Origin of the sequence: Marinobacter caseinilyticus, assembly GCF_011074955.1 — a bacterium.
Classification (GTDB): Bacteria; Pseudomonadota; Gammaproteobacteria; order Pseudomonadales; family Oleiphilaceae; genus Marinobacter; species Marinobacter caseinilyticus.
In genome coordinates, this window is sequence record NZ_WUQJ01000004.1 from 197,097 (window position 1) to 215,507 (window position 18,411).

Consider the following 18,411-nt stretch of genomic DNA (forward strand, 5'->3'; position numbering starts at 1 on the left):
CTGTAAAACGATTAGTGTTGATAATTAAAAGAAACCAGGCCAAAGCTCAATGACCGATGAGACCCAGAAGGACAAGCTCAGACAACACTTCGCCCGCCGAGTCACCACTCAGGCGCGAGTGGTGCTCGACACTTGGCAAAAACTGCGTGAGTCTCCCCGCGAAGCGCCTGCGTTTCAGGGCGACATCGCGGCCGCCACCGACAAACTGGTTCGTTATGCCCAGCGCTTTGAAATGGAAAAACACGCGGTAGCCGGACAGCGCTTGGCCGACACCCTTGCCCAATGGCCTGCGGGCACGCCTTTGAACGACGAGATCACCAATACCATCCAGCGCTCGATCGATGAATTGGGCCAAAGTACGTTACGGCGCACAGACCAGGACCAGGCAAACACGCCCCGCACTTTTCGGCGCACACCGGTCTATGTGGCACTGGGCAACATGGAAATAGCAAACCGTCTGATCAAGCAACTGGAATTTTTCGGGTTCCGGGCTTCGGCATTCCCGACACCGGACGCCTTGATGGATGCCTGCGCTCTCCACAAGCCGGAAACCATTCTGATGGATGTCAGTTTTGGCGGTGAAGAGCATCAGGGCATTGCCACCGTGGAGCGCTTGCAGGCCCGTCACGACACGCCAATCCCCATCGTTTTCGTGAGCGATGACGACGGCACCATTGAAACCCGCCTGCGGGCCTCACGCTGCGGCGGAGAGGAATTTTTCTATCCCGCCGTTGACCCCGGGCAGCTGATTGAAAAAATCGAAACCTACACCCACGGCAATACCGTCGAACCCTATCGGGTGCTGGTCCTGGACGACTCCCGTGCGCAAGCCAAGTTCATGGAGACAGTGCTTAAAAAGGCGGGCATGACGGCGCACATCATCACCGATCCCATGCAGATCATCCACGCACTGGAGGCTTTCACTCCCGAAATCATCATTCTTGACATGTACATGCCCGGCTGCACCGGCATGGAGATCGCCCGGGTCATTCGCCAGCAGGACCGACTTCACAGTGTGCCCATCATCTACCTGTCGGCCGAAGACGATGTGGGTAAACAGCTGCATGCGATGAGTTTGGGTGGCGATGATTTTTTGACCAAACCCATTGACCCGAAGCATCTGGTTGCCACCATTCACAATCGTGGCCGTCGCGCCCGCTCCCTGCTCGCACTGATGATTCGGGACAGCCTCACCGGCTTGTACAACCACACCCACACCCTGCACTTACTGGATCAGGAAATTGTCAAAGCCAGACAAAAACACCAGCCGCTGTGCTTTGCCATGATGGACATCGATTACTTCAAGAAGGTCAACGACACCTTTGGCCACCCGATTGGTGACCGGGTGTTGCGCAGCCTGTCGATGTTTCTCAAACAACGGTTACGCAAAACCGATCACATCGGCCGCTACGGTGGTGAGGAGTTCGCCATCATCCTGCCGGATACCCGAGAAGGCGATGCGCGCAGCGTATTGAACGAGATTCGTGAACGCTTCTCCGAGCTGGTCCAGCCCGCCGGCGATCGCGAGTTCAACGTGACCTTCAGCTGCGGCATTGCTTGCTGGGACGGCGAAATGTCGCCAACACTGTGTGAGCGTGCAGACCGGGCACTCTACAAGGCCAAGGCCGAGGGCCGGAATTGCGTGATCGCTGAATCAACCTGAACCGCCATACCAGGACCGTTGCAGAACCCTGACCTGCCAGCCAGGACAATCCATCCAAGGCATCCTCACAACGTCGCCCACCCTTGCCGATCTCAATCCGACCGGACTCTTTCAGACCATCAGCCGGAAAGTACCGCGGCAAGCTTGGTGACAGGTGCAACTTTCCTGTTCTTCGTCGATAACGACCTAAAACACCGGGAAGCGTTCGGAACCGGATATGAAACCAACGTCTTATGGACTCCGCCACCCGGCTTCTCGACAATGGTGGTCTTGGCGCCGATTATTACCGGCTTACAGGCCAAAAAGTATTGAATTGAAATGTTTTAGTACGCACCATGACTGGAAAATGTCGCTATTCTCGGCGATCCTGTTAAAAAACAACCGCAAGGCGCGAATAGACCATGGCAACGATTCTCGTTCTTCATGGCCCCAACCTGAACATGCTCGGTGTTCGGGAACCTGAGGTGTATGGTCATGAAACGCTCACTGACATCAATGAGCGACTGCACCGGCAAGCGGCTGATCTGGGCCATCATCTGTTGCATTTACAGTCGAATGCGGAATACGAGCTGATTGAGCGTGTTCATGAGGCACGATCCGAAGGCGTCGACTATATTCTGATCAATCCGGCCGCGTTTACCCACACCAGCGTCGCCCTTCGGGATGCCTTGCTCGCATCTGACATCCCGTTTATCGAGGTGCACCTTTCCAACGTGCACGCGCGGGAAGCCTTCCGCCACCACTCATATTTTTCAGACATTGCCGACGGTGTGATTTGCGGCCTCGGTAGCATTGGCTATGACCTGGCGCTGCAGGCAGCGCTTAAACGAATTCACTGACAAGACAGAAACGGGACAGATTATGGATATTCGCAAAATCAAGAAACTGATTGAGCTGATCGAGGAATCCGACGTTGAGGAGCTCGAGATCAAGGAAGGTGACGACTCTGTTCGTATCTCGCGCCGTCGGGAGCAACTTGCCGGCGGCCAGATGATGAGTCACTACGCCCCGGCTCCACAGCCTTACCAGGCGGACCCGACACCCCCATCGGCCGCTGACGCTGCCGCGTCGAAAGCAGAGGCAGACCCGTCTTCCCGGGGGCATGTGATCAAGTCACCGATGGTCGGCACTTTCTATGAAGCCGCCTCGCCCACCTCCAAAGCCTTTGTCACCGAAGGCCAAACCGTCAAGGCGGGTGATGTTGTCTGTATTATCGAAGCCATGAAAATGATGAACCAGATTGAAGCCGACAAGAGCGGCACAATCTCTGAGATTCTGGTGGAAAACGGCCAGCCGGTCGAGTTCGATCAGCCCCTCTTTATCATCACCTGAAAGAGCAGCTGACCCATGGCCATGATTGATAAAGTACTCATAGCAAACCGGGGCGAAATCGCGCTCCGGATATTACGCGCCTGTAAAGAGCTCGGCATACGTACCGTTGCCGTTCACTCCCAGGTGGATCGTGATCTCATGCACGTCCGGCTCGCCGATGAAACCGTCTGCATCGGGCCGAACAGCGCGACCGACAGCTACTTGAATGTGCCGGCCCTGATCAGCGCGGCGGAGGTCACTGACTCGGTTGCCATTCACCCCGGTTACGGCTTCCTGGCCGAAAATGCCGACTTTGCCGAGCAGGTCGAGAAAAGCGGCTTTCGGTTTATTGGCCCGCCCGCAGACGTCATCCGGCTGATGGGCAACAAAGTGTCTGCGATCAACTCCATGATCAAGGCCGGCGTGCCCACGGTTCCGGGTTCCGATGGTCCTATCGACGGCGATGACGAACGCACGATGAAAATTGCGCGCAGAATCGGCTATCCGGTGATTATCAAAGCGGCTTCCGGCGGCGGCGGTCGCGGCATGCAGGTCGTGCACTCAGAGGCTGCCCTGCTGAAGAGCATCCAGATTACCCAGACCGAAGCCCGCAACTCGTTCGGCGACGAGACGGTGTATCTGGAAAAATACCTGGAACGCCCCCGCCACGTGGAAGTGCAGGTACTGGCCGACACCCACGGGAACGTCATCCATCTCGGTGACCGGGACTGCTCCATGCAGCGCCGCCACCAGAAGGTGATGGAAGAAGCTCCCGCGCCAAACATCGACCAGAAAGCTCGCGAGAAAACCCTGAAGGCCTGCGTCGAAGCGTGTAAAACCATTGGCTACGTTGGCGCCGGCACCTTCGAATTTCTATATCAGGATGGCGAGTTCTACTTCATCGAAATGAATACCCGCGTGCAGGTCGAGCATCCGGTGTCTGAAATGGTCACCGGTGTGGATATCGTTCGGGAACAACTTCGCATTGCCAGCGGCCTGCCCCTGCAGTACAGCCAGGAGGAGATTAAAATCTCCGGCCATGCCATCGAATGCCGAATCAACGCGGAAGACCCGCAAACCTTTGTGCCAAGCCCAGGCAAGGTCAAGCACTACCATGCGCCGGGCGGCAATGGCGTGCGTGTCGACTCGCACCTTTACAGCGGCTACACCGTGCCACCCTATTACGATTCGCTGATAGCCAAACTGATCACCTGGGGTGATGACCGCGACATCGCCCGTCGGCGTATGAAAAATGCCCTGGACGAGCTGGTGGTGGAAGGCATCAAGACCAACCAGCCACTGCACCGAAAACTGTTGCGCGACGGTGGCTTTAAAAAGGTAGACTTCACCATTCACTACCTTGAACACCTGATACGGAAGAGCCATGCCCTGGATTCAACTACAGATACCGGCTGATCCGGACAACGCGGACCAGCTCGAAGATCTGCTCATGGAGCTCGGCGCCGATGCCGTCTCCATGGAGGACGCGGCCGACCAGCCCCTCTATGAACCGGATCCCGGCACCACGCCGCTGTGGCACGAAACCCGTGTTACCGGGCTGTTTGACTCGGATCGCAATATTGAACAATTGTGCGCCGAGATCAGCAGCCGCTGGCACCAGGAAACCCAACAGTCGTTGTCTGACATCGAGGTGACACTGGTCGAGGACAAAGACTGGGAACGTGTCTGGATGGACGATTTCACCCCACTGCGTTTTGGCGAGCGCCTGTGGATAGTCCCAAGCTGGCATGAGGCGCCCGACCCCAAGGGCGCGAACCTGCTGCTGGACCCGGGCCTGGCCTTTGGCACGGGCACTCACCCAACCACCGCGCTTTGCCTGGAATGGCTTGACGGTCACCCAGTGGCTGATAAACAGGTCATTGATTATGGTTGCGGGTCAGGCATTCTGGGGCTCGCGGCCTTGCTGCTGGGCGCCAACCATGTCATCGCCGTCGATACCGACCCACAGGCACTGGAAGCGAGCCGGGAAAATGCCCGGCGCAACGAGGTCGACGATGACCGGCTTGACCTCTACCTGCCTGCGGATGAACCCGATGCCGTCGCCCAAGTCCTGCTGGCCAACATTCTCGCTCAACCCCTGATCGGCCTTGCCCCACACCTTGCTGCCCGGGTCGTAACCGGCGGCGACATTGTGTTGTCGGGCATCCTGTCAAACCAGGCCAGAGACGTTATGGAAGCGTACGAGCCCTGGTTTATTATGGACGAACCAGAACAACGCGATGAATGGGTTCGGCTAACGGGACGCAGACGCGACAGATGACGAACACCCGCTGAGCGTCTAAACTGCCTCACTCATAGCGCTGCCCGCAACAGGATATAAGGATGACTGAAAGTACCTTGCTGACCCGCTGTCCACATTGTGACACCCGTTTCCGGGTCACCGATGAGCAGCTTGGCGTGGCCAAAGGCAAAGTACGTTGTGGCAACTGCATGAACGTGTTCAACGCCCTTGAGCACCGGCAGGAGTCGCCCCCCGAGTCCCCTTCGGCTACACCGGCACAGCCGGTCAAAGCCACACCGTCACCGAGCCCCGTTCAGGCCGGGCCCGAGTCATCCGACGGTGGCAAGCCCGCATCCGAAGACAATTTTGTTTTCCAGGACAATCCGGACGAAGATGCCACAGAGGGGCGCTACGCCGGCACCAAACTGACCTTCTCCGATGACGAGCTGAGCGACAGCTTTCGCTCGTTCGATGAGAAGGCGCCGTCCGGGTTTGACCAGCAAGACGATGGCAGCGACACCAAGTCAGTGGATGAGAGCTGGGCCGAGGCGATGCTGTTCGACGATACCGAGCCGACCCGCCGGCCAAAGCAACAACCGGCTGCCCCAGCCCCCAAGCCTAAGCCGGAATCGGCTGCCCCAGCCCCTAAACCGGAACCGGAACCGGCGATCGAATTCGAACCTGAGCCAGACCTCAAGACGCCGGAGCCAGCAGCCGACGATGATTTTTTCACCGTACCTGCGGGCAAGGACGAATCTTTCGCCGCAACCGATGACCTGGACCAACCTGGGGACAACGCCCCGCTGACGGCTGGGCAAGCCGATGAACCCTGGGACACCCCCTACCATAGCCTCGGGCATGAACCGATTGCGGTACGGCACAAACCCTCGCGAGGCTGGCTCAGCCGAATCTTCTGGGTTTTGGTCATCATCGGCCTCATCGGAGCGCTGGTATCGCAGGTGGTTTTCTATCAATTTGAGCGCCTGTCCAGCATTCCTGAGCTGCGCCCGTTTTACGAGAAAGGCTGCGAACTGGCTGGATGCGAACTCAGCCCATTGACGGCGATTGATCAAATTCAAAGCCGAAAACTGGTGGTTCGAACGGCGCCTGAAGATCGCAATTCCCTCATTGTGGATGCGGTCATTCTCAATGAGGCGGAATTTGAGCAGCCGTTTCCTGCGATTGGCCTGACGTTCTCCAATCTCAATGGCGATGTGGTCGCACAAAGCCTCTTTACGCCGGAGGAATACCTCGCCGGAGATGCCATGAATCTGTCCGCCATGCCGCCCGAGACGCCCATTCGCATTGCGATCACGATTCGGGACCCCGGCCGGGATGCAGTGAACTATAACATCACGTTTCAGCCGAACCGCCGGTAAGCGAAGACTTACCGACTCGACTCAACCAGGCTGGAATGAGCAAAAGTCAACCAAAAAGAACGAAAAATAATCAACTTTTTCACCCATCTACCTCTTCAAACCCTCAGTCCTCAGCGGTATCATTGTCGCCCCTTGTCATCTGGTGATCATTAATTCACCAGCAACACGGAATGAGACCATGTTGCCGACGGCAAAAATAGGGCCATACACGCTCCCCAACCCGCTCATTGCTGCGCCCATGGCCGGTGTGACCGACCGTCCCTTCCGTCTGCTGTGCAGGCGCCTTGGTGCGGGCCTTGCGGTGTCGGAAATGGTCATCGCCGACAGCAGTTTGTGGCATACTCGCAAATCCCGTCTCCGACTGGATCATACCGGGGAGCCGGAACCGCGCTCCGTGCAAATCGCCGGCGGCGACCCTGACATGCTGGCCAATGCCGCCAGAGTGAATGCGGCCCACGGTGCTCAGATCATCGACATCAACATGGGGTGCCCGGCCAAAAAAGTCTGCAACAAAGCGGCCGGCTCCGCACTGATGAAAGACGAGGGGCTGGTCAGGGAAATTCTGGCCGCCGTGGTCGCAGCAGTGGATGTGCCCGTTACCCTGAAAATGCGGACCGGTTGGGACAGTGAACATCGAAACGCGCCATTGATTGCTCGAATGGCGGAAGATGCCGGCATTCAGGCGCTGGCCATTCACGGCAGAACCCGGTCCGACGCTTACAAGGGCGACGCCGAATACGACACCATCGCAATGGTTAAATCGCAGGTGAGTATTCCGGTGTTTGCCAATGGCGACATTACATCGCCTCAAACGGCCCGGCAGGTGTTGGACCACACCGGTGCAGACGGCTTGTTGATTGGTCGGGGTGCCCAGGGCAGTCCCTGGATATTTCGGGAGATTCTGCACTTTCTCAAGACCGGCGAGGTGATGACACCACCGGCATTGGAAGAGGTAGAGCAGATACTCACCGAACATCTGACGGCGTTGCATGAGTTTTACGGTGATTTGATGGGCGTTCGCATCGCGCGAAAACACGTGGGCTGGTACCTGCAGTCCCATGATGAAAACAAGCAGTACAGAAAACGCTTCAACGCCATTGATTGTGCGCAGGAGCAGCAAGATTCGATTCAACAGTACTTTGCAGGCTTACGAAATGGAGAGGTATTCGCAGCATGACCGCTGAGACTTTGGCAAATGACAATCTGGCGCAACCCGCCAACGATGACGTTCATCAACTTCAAACCATTAACAGCAGCGGTAACACCGTCACCCTGCGTGACAGCGTTGAAGTGGCTTTGAAGAATTATTTCGCTCAACTCGAAGACGCACCGGTGACCGAAGTCTACCAGCTGGTGCTCTCCGAAGTAGAAGCGCCGCTGTTGGAGCAGGTCATGAAATACACCCGCAACAACCAGACCAAAGCATCGACCATGCTGGGTCTCAACCGCGGCACCCTGCGCAAGAAACTTAAGCAGTACGGTTTGCTATAATCCGTGCCAACAAAGTGAGGAGGGCCTCCCGGACAGCATCTGCGAGGCCCTTGTTCTTAGTGACCACCGAGCTTTTAAACACCACGGGGTGTGAACCGTACGCGGCGACACGACCTCTGCGCCAACGCGATCTGTCTGTTTTCACAGCGTGTTGTGCAATGGCTCATTCCTGTGTGAACCTACTCTAAAGCTTTCAAACGAAAAGTGACCCATGGCCAATCAAGCGAACACCTCTGTCCACCGCGCACTCATCAGTGTTTCCGATAAAACCGGTATCGTCGATTTCGCCCGCCAGTTAACCGGGCGGGGCATCGAATTGTTGTCCACCGGTGGCACCTTTCGGCTGCTTAAAGACAACCAGATTCCGGTCACCGAGGTGAGCGATCACACCGGTTTCCCCGAGATGATGGACGGCCGCGTAAAAACCTTGCACCCCAAGATCCACGGAGGCATTCTCGGCCGCCGGGGCACCGATGATGACGTCATGGCACAGCACGACATAGCCCCGATCGACATGGTGATTGTCAATTTGTACCCGTTCGAGGCAGCGGTCGCTAAACCGGGCTGCGACCTCGACACAGCCATAGAAAATATCGACATTGGCGGCCCCACCATGGTGCGTGCTGCCGCGAAGAACCACAACGACGTCGCCATTGTGGTCAATGCTTCCGACTATGGCCGCGTGCTGGACGAATTGGCGGATAACAAGGGCCAGCTCACCTATCAAACCCGGTTCGATCTGGCCGTGAAAGCGTTCGAGCACACCGCCGGCTATGACGGCGCCATCGCCAATTACCTGGGTGGGCGAACCGCTGATAATGACAACCCTGAGTTCCCCCGCACCTTTAACACCCAGTTCATCAAGGTGCAGGACATGCGCTACGGCGAGAACCCCCACCAAAGTGCGGCGTTCTATGTTGAGCGGGACCAGAAAGAAGCCTGTGTGGCAACGGCCAGGCAGATCCAGGGCAAAGCGTTGTCGTTCAATAACGTCGCAGACACCGATGCGGCTCTTGAGTGTGTTAAGCCATTTGCCGATCCCGCCTGCGTTATCGTCAAGCACGCCAACCCCTGCGGCGTCGCCATTGGCACTGACATTCTGCAAGCGTACGAACTTGCCTTCGCCACCGACCCGACGTCGGCGTTCGGCGGTATCATCGCATTTAACCGTGACCTGGACGCTGACACCGCCCAAGCAATCATTGAGCGCCAGTTTGTTGAAGTGATTATTGCGCCTTCAGTGACCCCCCAAGCAGCAGAGTTGGTCGCCAGCAAAAAGAACGTACGCCTGTTGGCGTGCGGTGATCTCAGTGACGAACGCGCCAAAGCCAAAGACTTCAAGCGGGTGACCGGCGGGCTGCTGGTTCAGGACCGGGATCTTGGCATGGTGGCCATGGAAGACGTCAAGGTCGTCACGGAGCGTCAACCCAGTGAGGCCGAGCTCAATGACCTGCTGTTCGCCTGGGAAGTGGCAAAATACGTAAAATCCAACGCCATTGTTTACGCCCGTGCGGGCCGCACCATCGGCATTGGCGCCGGCCAGATGAGCCGCGTTTACAGTGCGCGCATCGCTGGCATCAAAGCCGCGGACGAAGGTCTGGAAGTCAAAGGCTCGGTGATGTCCTCCGATGCCTTCTTTCCATTCCGGGATGGCATCGACGCCGCTGCCGCTGCCGGCATTACCGCAGTCATCCAACCGGGTGGTTCCATGCGCGACCAGGAAGTCATTGACGCCGCCAATGAGCATGGCATTGCCATGGTCTTCACCGGCATGCGCCATTTCCGACACTGAACCGAAGCCAGTCCGGCACAAGAGGAAACATCATGAACATTCTGATTATTGGCAACGGCGGTCGGGAACATGCTCTGGCCTGGAAAGCCGCACAATCGCCCCAGGCTGACCGTGTCTTTGTTGCCCCCGGTAATGCGGGCACCGCCCGGGAACCGGGGATTGAGAACGTTGCCATTGACGTTAATGACCTCGACGCGCTGGCCAATTTTGCGGCCACTCACCAGGTAGGCCTGACCATCGTGGGGCCAGAGGCACCGCTGGTAAGTGGCATTGTCGACCTGTTTGAAAGCCGTCAACTGAGAGTGTTTGGACCCTCCAAGGGTGCCGCCCAGCTCGAAGGCTCCAAGGCCTTTACCAAGGATTTTCTCGACCGCCACAAGATACCGACCGCCGGTTATGGCAACTTCACCGACGTTGACCAGGCACTGGCCTATGTCCGCCAGCAGGGCGCACCGATTGTCGTCAAGGCGGATGGTCTGGCCGCGGGCAAAGGCGTGATTGTCGCGATGAGCCTGGCCGAAGCCGAAGACGCCATTCGCGACATGCTGGCCGGCAATGCCTTTGGCGACGCCGGCAGCCGCGTGGTGATCGAGGAATTTCTGGAGGGCGAAGAAGCCAGCTTTATCGTGATGGTCGATGGCCAGAATGTCCTGGCCATGGCGACATCCCAGGATCACAAGCGGGTTGGTGATGGTGATACCGGTCCCAACACCGGCGGCATGGGCGCTTATTCGCCCGCGCCCGTGGTCACGGCAACCGTCCATCAACGCATCATGGATGAAGTCATCTACCCCACCGTTAACGGCATGGCAGCCGAGGGACACCCCTACTCTGGGTTTCTTTACGCTGGCCTGATGATTGACCCGGCGGGCAACCCAAAAGTCATTGAGTTCAACTGCCGGTTTGGCGACCCGGAAACCCAGCCCATCATGCTGCGCATGAAATCGGACCTGGTGGCACTGTGCGATGCCGCCATCGACGGCAAGCTGGATCAGTGCACCTCGGAATGGGATGACCGTGCCTCAGTGGGCATCGTGATGGCGGCCGGAGGTTATCCTGCGGCGTACACGAGGGGCGACGTGATTACCGGCTTGCCGGAACAGGAAACCCCGGGGCAAAAAGTCTTTCACGCCGGCACTCGACTCAATGGCGACCACGTGGTCACCAATGGCGGGCGTGTACTTTGTGCCACCGCCCTGGGCATGACGGTGACCGCCGCGCAACGCAGCGCTTACCAGCTCGCCGAACGCATTCACTGGAACGGCGCCTTTTACCGCAGCGATATCGCTTACCGCGCCATCGCCCGTGAGACCTGACGCACAGCGCTGAGACATACCGCACCACCGGCCGAACTTTATGGGTGGTCGGGCAGCCCGGTCATTGACCGGGCTTTTTTTTGCGCTAGTGTAAACGCTCACTCTTACATTGATGATGCCCGCATGACGACCCCTCGCCCTGGAATCCTACTTGCCATTGCCCTGCTATCACTGCTGCTGTCGGCCTGCACCCGCATGGACATTTACGATACGGCTATCGATTACGAACGACACTCCGCCGGACTGGCAATGCACACCGTGGACGTTAACGGACTTTCGATTGCGTATTTGCGCAACCCTCCTATTCGCGGAGCCGATACGCTGGTGATGCTGCACGGATTCGGTGCCAACAAGGATAACTGGGTCCGAATGGCCGGGTACCTGAGCGATCATTACAACGTCTACGCCATAGATCTTCCGGGCCATGGTGATAGCACCAAGACACTCGATCTGGGCTACAGCATCGCCGATCAGGTCCGGTATCTGGATTCGATACTGGCCGCGCTGGCGATCAAGCGGCCGCACCTGATCGGCAACTCCATGGGCGGCGCCATCACCGCCCTCTATGCCGCCACCTTCCCCGATAATGTGCAGTCCGCTACGCTGTTCGATCCCGCCGGAGTATTCCAGTACGACAGCGAGCTGGTCGAGCTGGTCAAGAGCGGGCAGAACCCGCTGATTGTGGAGAAGCCGGGCGACTTCGAGAAGCTGGTTAACTTCGCGCTTGAAAAGAAGCCCCTTGTTCCCTGGCCGATTTATAGTGTGATGGAAGACAAGGCATTGGCCAACTACACGGTGAACACGCAAATTTTCGCTGCCATCCGGGATTCCGGCTATCAACCCGAGTTCCGCCAGGCCCTGAGCCGTATTTCGGCTCCTGTTCTGATTGTCTGGGGCCGCGAAGACCGGGTCATTAACTACCGCAATTCGGAAGTGTTCGATGCCGAAGTTCCGCGCTCCCGGGTTCTGATTCTGGACGGTGTTGGCCATGGCCCGATGGTTGAAGTGCCGGAACAGGCCGCCGGTCTGGTTCGAGCATTGGTCGAGCAACCGCATGTCACTGTGGCCATCAAACCCGCTGCGATGATCAACTGACAGGGCCCGTAATCATGAGCCAGGACAACCAGACCGTTCAGGTCGAATGCAAAAACTCGGTGTGCACGATCATTCTGAACCGTCCGGACAAGCGAAATGCCGTCGATCGCCCGACGGCGGATGCGCTTCGATCGGCTTTCGAGCGGTTTGAAGCCGATGAGTCACTGCGTGTTGCCGTGCTCTGCGGGGCCGGTGGTCACTTTTGCGGAGGCGCCGATCTCGCCGCGTTGAATGATCCCGACACCCGTAACGAAATAGATCCCGAGGGGACCGGGCCCGGCCCCATGGGACCGACCCGGATGGTATTAAGAAAGCCGGTCATCGCCGCGGTTTCCGGTTATGCCGTAGCCGGAGGGCTGGAACTGGCGCTCATGTGTGATCTCCGGGTGGCGGAAGTTTCCGCGGTGTTTGGCGTTTTCTGCCGTCGCTGGGGTGTTCCGCTGATTGATGGCGGCACCGTCCGGCTCCCTCGCCTGATCGGCCAGAGTCGCGCGCTTGACATGATTTTGACCGGGCGCCCCGTGGACGCAGCCGAAGCCCTGCAATTCGGGCTGGCCAATCGTCTGGTTCCAGACGGTGAAGCCCGGCAGGCGGCCGAGGCCCTGGCCGCTGACATTGCCAATTTTCCCCAACAATGCCTGCAGGCCGATCGTGCGTCGGCCCTGGCGCAGTGGGCCCTGCCCGAAGACGCCGCCTTAATGGCCGAAGGCAAACGGGGGTTCCCGGTCATTTTCCAGGAAGCGCTGGTCGGCGCCGAACGCTTCGCCGCGGGCGCGGGTCGCCATGGCGACTTTTTAGCCGACAAAGAGTGACAAAATCATCTAATATTTAAAATTCACACACATTAACCGGCCCCCTCCATGAAGTGTCTATCCTTCGTGCTGACGATGTTGGCACTGACACCGGCGCCACTGCCCGCAGACACCATCGTATTAGCGGCGGACCCTTGGTGCCCGTTCAACTGCGTCCCGGGCAGTGACAAACCGGGTTTTCTGGTGGACGTTGCGCGGCTGGCGTTTGCGCGCAACCACCACACCGTGATCTACAAGACCCTGCCCTGGAGTCGGGCGATAGCGGACGCCCGGATCGGGCATTTTGCCGGCATTATTGGCGCCAGCAAGCGTGAAGCAGCCGATTTTATCTTCCCCGCCACGCCCCAAATGGTGGCACAGCACACCCTGTTCACCCTGACCGATAGCCGGTGGCACTACGACAATCCGTCGTCACTGGAAACCATCCGGCTCGGTGCCATCGACGACTATTCCTATGGCAGCCTGGCTGAGCGTTACATTGAACTCAACCGCAACCGTCCTGACCGGTTGATCCTGTTGAGTGGGCCTCACATCATTCCACGCTTGATCGCGATGCTGAACTTAAGGCGCATCGATGCCTTTATCGCCGAACGGGCAGTGCTCTATCATACACTGTCCTCGGCACGCGGTTCCGCAGTCATGCTCCGGGAAGCCGGCCAGGCTGGAACCGAATCACTGTACATAGCGTTTTCCCCCGCGCTTGAACAGGCAACACAATATGCCCGGGAACTCGAAGAAGGTATTGATGCGATGCATAAAAGCGGAGAATGGGAACGGCTCATGGCCGACTATGGTCTCAAATCGCCAGCCCTCCAACCGACGTCGGACGCCCTGTAGTTCGCCATGATGACTCAAATGACATCGTTGCACGAAGAGCGACTGGACCACGTCCTGTCTGTCCTGAAGCGCTCGGGCGCTCGCCGTATACTGGACCTGGGGTGCGGTTCCGGTTCCTTGCTGTACCGAATGGTGCGCGAGCCTCAGTTTACCCAGATCACTGGCCTGGAAATGTCCGGTGTGTCGTTGGCGCAGGCGCGTACGATGCTGGCGGCGCCCTTGCGGGAGGAACCCTCCCGATTACGCCTGCTGCGAGGGTCCTATGCCGAAAAGAACGACCAGCTGACCGGCTTCGATATGGCCGCCATGGTGGAAACCATTGAGCATGTCCACCCCAACTGCTTGTCCAATGTTGAACTGGCGGTGTTCGGTCAATATCGGCCGGGCAAGCTATTCATGACCACCCCGAATCGGGAATACAACCCACTGTTCGACCTGGAGCCGGGCGAGTTTCGCGAACCGGACCATAAATTCGAATGGGACAGAGCCCGATTCCATCGCTGGGCCAGCGGCGTTGCGCAACGGAACCGTTACACGGTAACGTTTGGGGGTATTGGCGCATTCCATCCGGATTTCGGCGAACCCACGCAGACGGCCCTGTTTGTCCGACAGGACTGAAACCGCTTCCAACGCGACCTGTTATTGACGACGCATGACGACGCAAGGAGCCACTGGTCAACCATGTTCGAAACCATCTGGATCGTATTTGCGTTCATAATGGGGCTGGCAGTCAAAACGATCGGCTTACCCCCGCTCGTTGGTTATCTGGCGGCAGGCTTTGTCCTGAGTGGATTGAGCACTTACGCCAGCCTGCCGGTGGAGGATGGTCGGGCGCTGGAGCATTTGGCCCACTTAGGCGTGCTGCTGCTGCTGTTCACGGTCGGCCTGAAACTGAAAATACGGTCCGTTCTGAGGCCGGAGGTCATCGGCGGCAGCCTGCTGCACTTTGGCATCACCTGCGTGGTATTCACTCCGGGGATTTACTGGCTGGCCGGACTGGACTGGCCAACCGCATTGCTGCTTGCTGTTGCACTGTCCTTCTCAAGCACCGTATTGGCCGCCAAGGTATTGGAAAGCAAACGCGAACTTCGCGCTTTCCACGGCCGGGTCGCGATTGGCATCCTGGTGATGCAGGACCTGATTGCCCTGGCGGTGATGAGCATCGCGTCCGGCAAGACCCCATCTGCATTTGCACTGTTAATCTTCGGCCTGCCCTTACTCAGACCTATGCTCTATCGTCTGCTCGATGCCAGTGGCCATGACGAGTTGCTGATACTGCTGGGATTGCTGCTGGCCTTGGCTCTGGGTGGTTATGGCTTCGAAGTGGTGGGGTTGAGTTCCGAGTTGGGCGCACTTCTGTTCGGTGCCATGCTGGCCGCGCACCCCCGCTCGACCGAGCTGTCCAAATCGCTCTGGAGCATCAAGGAAGTGTTTTTGGTCGGCTTCTTCCTGCAAATCGGCATGAGCGGTCTGCCCGACTCCGATGCGATGATGTTTGCCCTGGTGGCATCACTGGTGCTGCCGCTCAAAGGCATTCTGTTCTTTTTCTTACTGCTGATCTTCCGTCTGCGCGCCCGCAGCAGTTTCCTGACCAGCCTGTCGCTGACCAACTACAGCGAGTTCGGTCTCATTGTGGCAAGCGTTGCGCTGCAGGAATGGCTGGTGCCATTGGCCATTACCGTGGCGTTGTCCTTTGTGTTTTCGGCGCCGATCAACCGATTGTCCCATGTCCTATACGAACGCCTGTCGCGGCGGCTGATCCCACTGGAGAGTGATCGGCGCCATCCCGATGAGCAACCGGTGTCTCTGGACGGAACCCGAGTGCTTGTGGCCGGAATGGGGCGCACCGGCAGTGCCGCGTACGATCAGATGCGGCTGTCCGAATCACAGGTGACCGGGCTTGATTCTGACCCGGCCAAAGTCGAAAAACACCTGAAGGAAGGGCGCCACGTGCTGTTCGCGGATGCAGAAGACACCGCGTTCTGGCAGGAGCTGCAAATACCCCGGTTGCAAGCGGTCATCCTGTCAATGGGTGACATCGAGGGCAAGATCATCGCTACCCGGATGCTCCGGGAGAAAGGCTTCACCGGGTATATCGTTGCTCACACCATGTACAATGACGAAGCCGAAAAAATACGCGACGCCGGTGCCGATGAGGCTTACCTCTCAATGAACGAAACCGGGGTCGCGTTGGCCACCCACGTGACCGATATCACCGGCGCCGCCGTTTAGGCCGTTCGGCGCCAGGCGGTCAGCTCTGCCACCGTATGCTGATATTTGCGTTTGGTTTCCCGAATAACGAAGGGCAGGTCCTCGGGCTCCCGCAACAACTCAAAATGCGGGGCCAGCACTTCTTTCAAGCCATCCAGCACGGTGAAGGGCACTCCGTTGCGCAAATACCCACCGAGCCACTGCGACCTCGGAGTGAACTCGTCCATCAGGGTGTAAGGCGTGCTCAGCACCAGCACCCCGTCATCCGCCAGGTGTCGGTGCACCGACGCCAGAAAGGCCCGGGGATCGCGCAGTCGATCAATCAGGTTACCGGCAAAAATCAGATTGAATCCGCTGTATTCCGAGCCCAGATTACAGGCGTCCGCTACTGCAAACGTCACCCGGGCAGCGGCTTTTTCAAGGTTCGAGTCCGCCAGTGAGGCTGTTACCGTTGCGCCCAACTCACCCTCATCGCGCAGAAAATACGCCAGCTCACCATCGGTTTTCAACGTATTGGCAGCCTCAATAAACCGGTTCGAAAGGTCCAGCCCCACCACCCGCTCGAAGACCCGCCCCAGCTCCAGAGTGCTGCGGCCAACCGCGCAACCGAGATCCAGTGCCGACTGTTTGTCCCGGCCTGCCATCAATTCCTGGCACACACCGGCACAGCGGGACGGGTAGTTGCCGACGCCAAAATAACTCTCACCATAATGGAAGGCCATGTACTGACCCAGTAGTTCATCGGATTCATAGTGACTCATGGCGGTTAGCCCTCACAGTGCACAGGTTCGAAAACCGGTATAGGCATCGTTTCGTTGTGGCAGGTAGGCCTGACGATAGCTGCCTCGGATTAGCATGGATGACGTGGCGCACCCGCCGCCCTTGGCGACTTTATGATCGCCAAATTGCAGTGTCGACATGTATGGGTACATGTCCACTGAAAAACCGTCATAAGGCAGAAACTGGCTGCAGGTCCACTCCCAGGCGGTACCCAGCATCTGGCGGCAACCGAATGGACTGTCGCCGGCGGGCAGGGCCGACACCGGCAGCTGCGCCATGAGGCCAGCGTCCATATCGACCCGCTGAGCATCCGGCCCATCGCCCCAGGGAAATCGCCGGAACGGCTCACCTGGTCGGTTGCCCAGCGCAGCCGCTTCCCATTCATACTCGCTTGGGAGTCGACGACCGGCCCAGGCACAATAGGCTTCCGCCTCCCAGTAGCTGACGTGCGTGACTGGAAACTCAGTCTGCAGGGGTCGCCATTGATCGAACAGTTTTTCCTGCCACTGACCGTCTTGCAAACGCCAGTACAAGGGGTGCTCTGCCTGTCGTGGCAGTGGTTGTCGCTGCCCTTCCACCAGCGCAACGTCCTGTTCCGTCGCCAGCCATTTACGCCCTCCGAATGACCAGAACTCAGGACGTTGATAACCCCCCGCTTCAACAAACGCCAGAAACTGCCCGTTGGACACCAGGGTGCGTGCGATCTCAAACGGCGCCAGTGCCACGGTGAATCGTGGTTTCTCGTTATCGAAGGCAAAATCGTCGGTGGCGAAAGCCGGCGACTGCGCCGGCATGCCGATCACATACTCGCCGCCAGGAATCCGGGCATCGCCCTCGGGCAATTCGGCCGGCACTGGCGTCGCCGTATGGGTGCCCGGTGGCGCTGGGTAGCCGACGGTCTGGCGGCACCAGGTCATTGATTCGATGTGCATATTCTGATGCATAATGGCATAGCGATACAGGTAGCTGTCAGCGTCGGTCAATGGCGTCGAGATCAGTCGCTGCTCAATCCGATCAAAGATGGCATTGGCGTAATGCCGGGTATCGGCTTTGCCGGGAAACAGCCCCGGCTGCCATCGGTCTTTGTGGTCGATGTGAAAGGAGTCCCATAGCTCATCCATTGCTGGATCAAAACTGGGCACGCCATCCAGTTTGGCCAGAATAAAGACCTCATAGAAGAACGCCGCATGCCCGAGTTCCCACAGCGGCGGGTTTACACCCGGATGATAGGGCACCAGCAATTGATCATCGGACAAGCTGTCGACCAGCGCCAGTGATCGCGCCCGAGTTGTATTCAGGGCGTCCAGCAACAACTCTTGTTCGTGCATGGCTCGTCAACCACCTCAATTCCGCGGGTTTCCGCCGCACCGTGGCGGCAGCTGTTGTACCTACGCTCAGATTATCACAGTGGATTCCGTGGATTACCGCTCAATCGCAGGTCGCTCGCCCGGTTCAGTCCACAACATTGGCCCACCGCCCACC

17 protein-coding genes are annotated in these 18,411 nt (G+C 58.2%); 15 read left to right on the forward strand and 2 right to left on the reverse strand.

Going from position 1 to position 18,411, the window contains the following annotated elements:
- Positions 1–49: 49 nt before the first annotated feature.
- From GRX64_RS01090 to GRX64_RS01160, 15 genes are all read left to right on the forward strand, one after another.
- Complete coding sequence (locus tag GRX64_RS01090) at positions 50–1,663, forward strand: diguanylate cyclase (RefSeq protein ID WP_166263332.1); 1,614 nt, start codon at positions 50–52, stop codon at positions 1,661–1,663.
- Between the two features lie 401 nt (positions 1,664–2,064).
- Entirely contained in the window at positions 2,065–2,502 is a 438-nt protein-coding gene (gene aroQ / locus GRX64_RS01095; RefSeq protein WP_166263333.1) for a type II 3-dehydroquinate dehydratase, read from the forward strand.
- A 22-nt stretch (positions 2,503–2,524) separates the two neighbouring features.
- A complete protein-coding gene (gene accB, locus GRX64_RS01100; RefSeq protein ID WP_166263334.1) occupies positions 2,525–2,995 on the forward strand; it encodes an acetyl-CoA carboxylase biotin carboxyl carrier protein in 471 nt (156 codons plus the stop codon).
- A 15-nt stretch (positions 2,996–3,010) separates the two neighbouring features.
- Positions 3,011–4,390: an acetyl-CoA carboxylase biotin carboxylase subunit gene (accC, locus tag GRX64_RS01105; protein ID WP_166263335.1), complete on the forward strand. Its 1,380-nt coding sequence runs from the start codon at positions 3,011–3,013 to the stop codon at positions 4,388–4,390.
- Complete coding sequence (gene prmA / locus GRX64_RS01110; protein ID WP_166263336.1) at positions 4,359–5,255, forward strand: 50S ribosomal protein L11 methyltransferase; 897 nt, start codon at positions 4,359–4,361, stop codon at positions 5,253–5,255. The genes accC and prmA overlap by 32 nt, the downstream gene beginning before the upstream one ends.
- 62 nt (positions 5,256–5,317) lie before the next feature.
- Positions 5,318–6,595 (forward strand): DUF3426 domain-containing protein, encoded by a 1,278-nt coding sequence (locus GRX64_RS01115; protein ID WP_166263337.1) that lies wholly within the window; start codon positions 5,318–5,320, stop codon positions 6,593–6,595.
- A gap of 178 nt (positions 6,596–6,773) precedes the next feature.
- Positions 6,774–7,772, forward strand: coding sequence for a tRNA dihydrouridine synthase DusB (gene dusB / locus GRX64_RS01120; RefSeq protein ID WP_166263338.1), 999 nt, complete (start codon positions 6,774–6,776; stop codon positions 7,770–7,772).
- Complete coding sequence (gene fis / locus GRX64_RS01125; protein WP_166263339.1) at positions 7,769–8,086, forward strand: DNA-binding transcriptional regulator Fis; 318 nt, start codon at positions 7,769–7,771, stop codon at positions 8,084–8,086. The genes dusB and fis overlap by 4 nt, the downstream gene beginning before the upstream one ends.
- 211 nt (positions 8,087–8,297) lie before the next feature.
- Positions 8,298–9,878: a bifunctional phosphoribosylaminoimidazolecarboxamide formyltransferase/IMP cyclohydrolase gene (purH, locus tag GRX64_RS01130; protein WP_166263340.1), complete on the forward strand. Its 1,581-nt coding sequence runs from the start codon at positions 8,298–8,300 to the stop codon at positions 9,876–9,878.
- A 32-nt stretch (positions 9,879–9,910) separates the two neighbouring features.
- Positions 9,911–11,194: a phosphoribosylamine--glycine ligase gene (gene purD / locus GRX64_RS01135; RefSeq protein ID WP_166263341.1), complete on the forward strand. Its 1,284-nt coding sequence runs from the start codon at positions 9,911–9,913 to the stop codon at positions 11,192–11,194.
- 123 nt (positions 11,195–11,317) lie between these two features.
- A complete protein-coding gene (locus GRX64_RS01140) occupies positions 11,318–12,289 on the forward strand; it encodes an alpha/beta fold hydrolase (protein WP_166263342.1) in 972 nt (323 codons plus the stop codon).
- Between the two features lie 14 nt (positions 12,290–12,303).
- Positions 12,304–13,101, forward strand: coding sequence for a crotonase/enoyl-CoA hydratase family protein (locus GRX64_RS01145; RefSeq protein ID WP_166263343.1), 798 nt, complete (start codon positions 12,304–12,306; stop codon positions 13,099–13,101).
- 48 nt (positions 13,102–13,149) lie between these two features.
- The gene (locus tag GRX64_RS01150) at positions 13,150–13,938 is read left to right on the forward strand and encodes a substrate-binding periplasmic protein (protein WP_166263344.1); all 789 of its coding nucleotides are present in this window, start codon (positions 13,150–13,152) and stop codon (positions 13,936–13,938) included.
- An 18-nt stretch (positions 13,939–13,956) separates the two neighbouring features.
- Positions 13,957–14,556 carry a methyltransferase domain-containing protein gene (locus GRX64_RS01155; protein WP_235937470.1) on the forward strand — a complete coding sequence of 200 codons (600 nt, stop codon included), beginning with the start codon at positions 13,957–13,959 and terminating at the stop codon, positions 14,554–14,556.
- Positions 14,557–14,619: 63 nt separating this feature from the next.
- A complete protein-coding gene (locus GRX64_RS01160; RefSeq protein ID WP_166263345.1) occupies positions 14,620–16,170 on the forward strand; it encodes a cation:proton antiporter family protein in 1,551 nt (516 codons plus the stop codon).
- Here the strand turns inward: GRX64_RS01160 and GRX64_RS01165 are convergent.
- Together GRX64_RS01165 and senA are read right to left on the reverse strand one after the other, a co-directional pair.
- Positions 16,167–16,910 (reverse strand): putative 4-mercaptohistidine N1-methyltransferase, encoded by a 744-nt coding sequence (locus GRX64_RS01165; RefSeq protein ID WP_166263346.1) that lies wholly within the window; start codon positions 16,908–16,910, stop codon positions 16,167–16,169. The two genes, GRX64_RS01160 and GRX64_RS01165, sit on opposite strands and share 4 nt — an antisense overlap.
- A gap of 12 nt (positions 16,911–16,922) precedes the next feature.
- Entirely contained in the window at positions 16,923–18,257 is a 1,335-nt protein-coding gene (gene senA / locus GRX64_RS01170; protein WP_166263347.1) for a selenoneine synthase SenA, read from the reverse strand.
- Positions 18,258–18,411 lie beyond the last annotated feature (154 nt).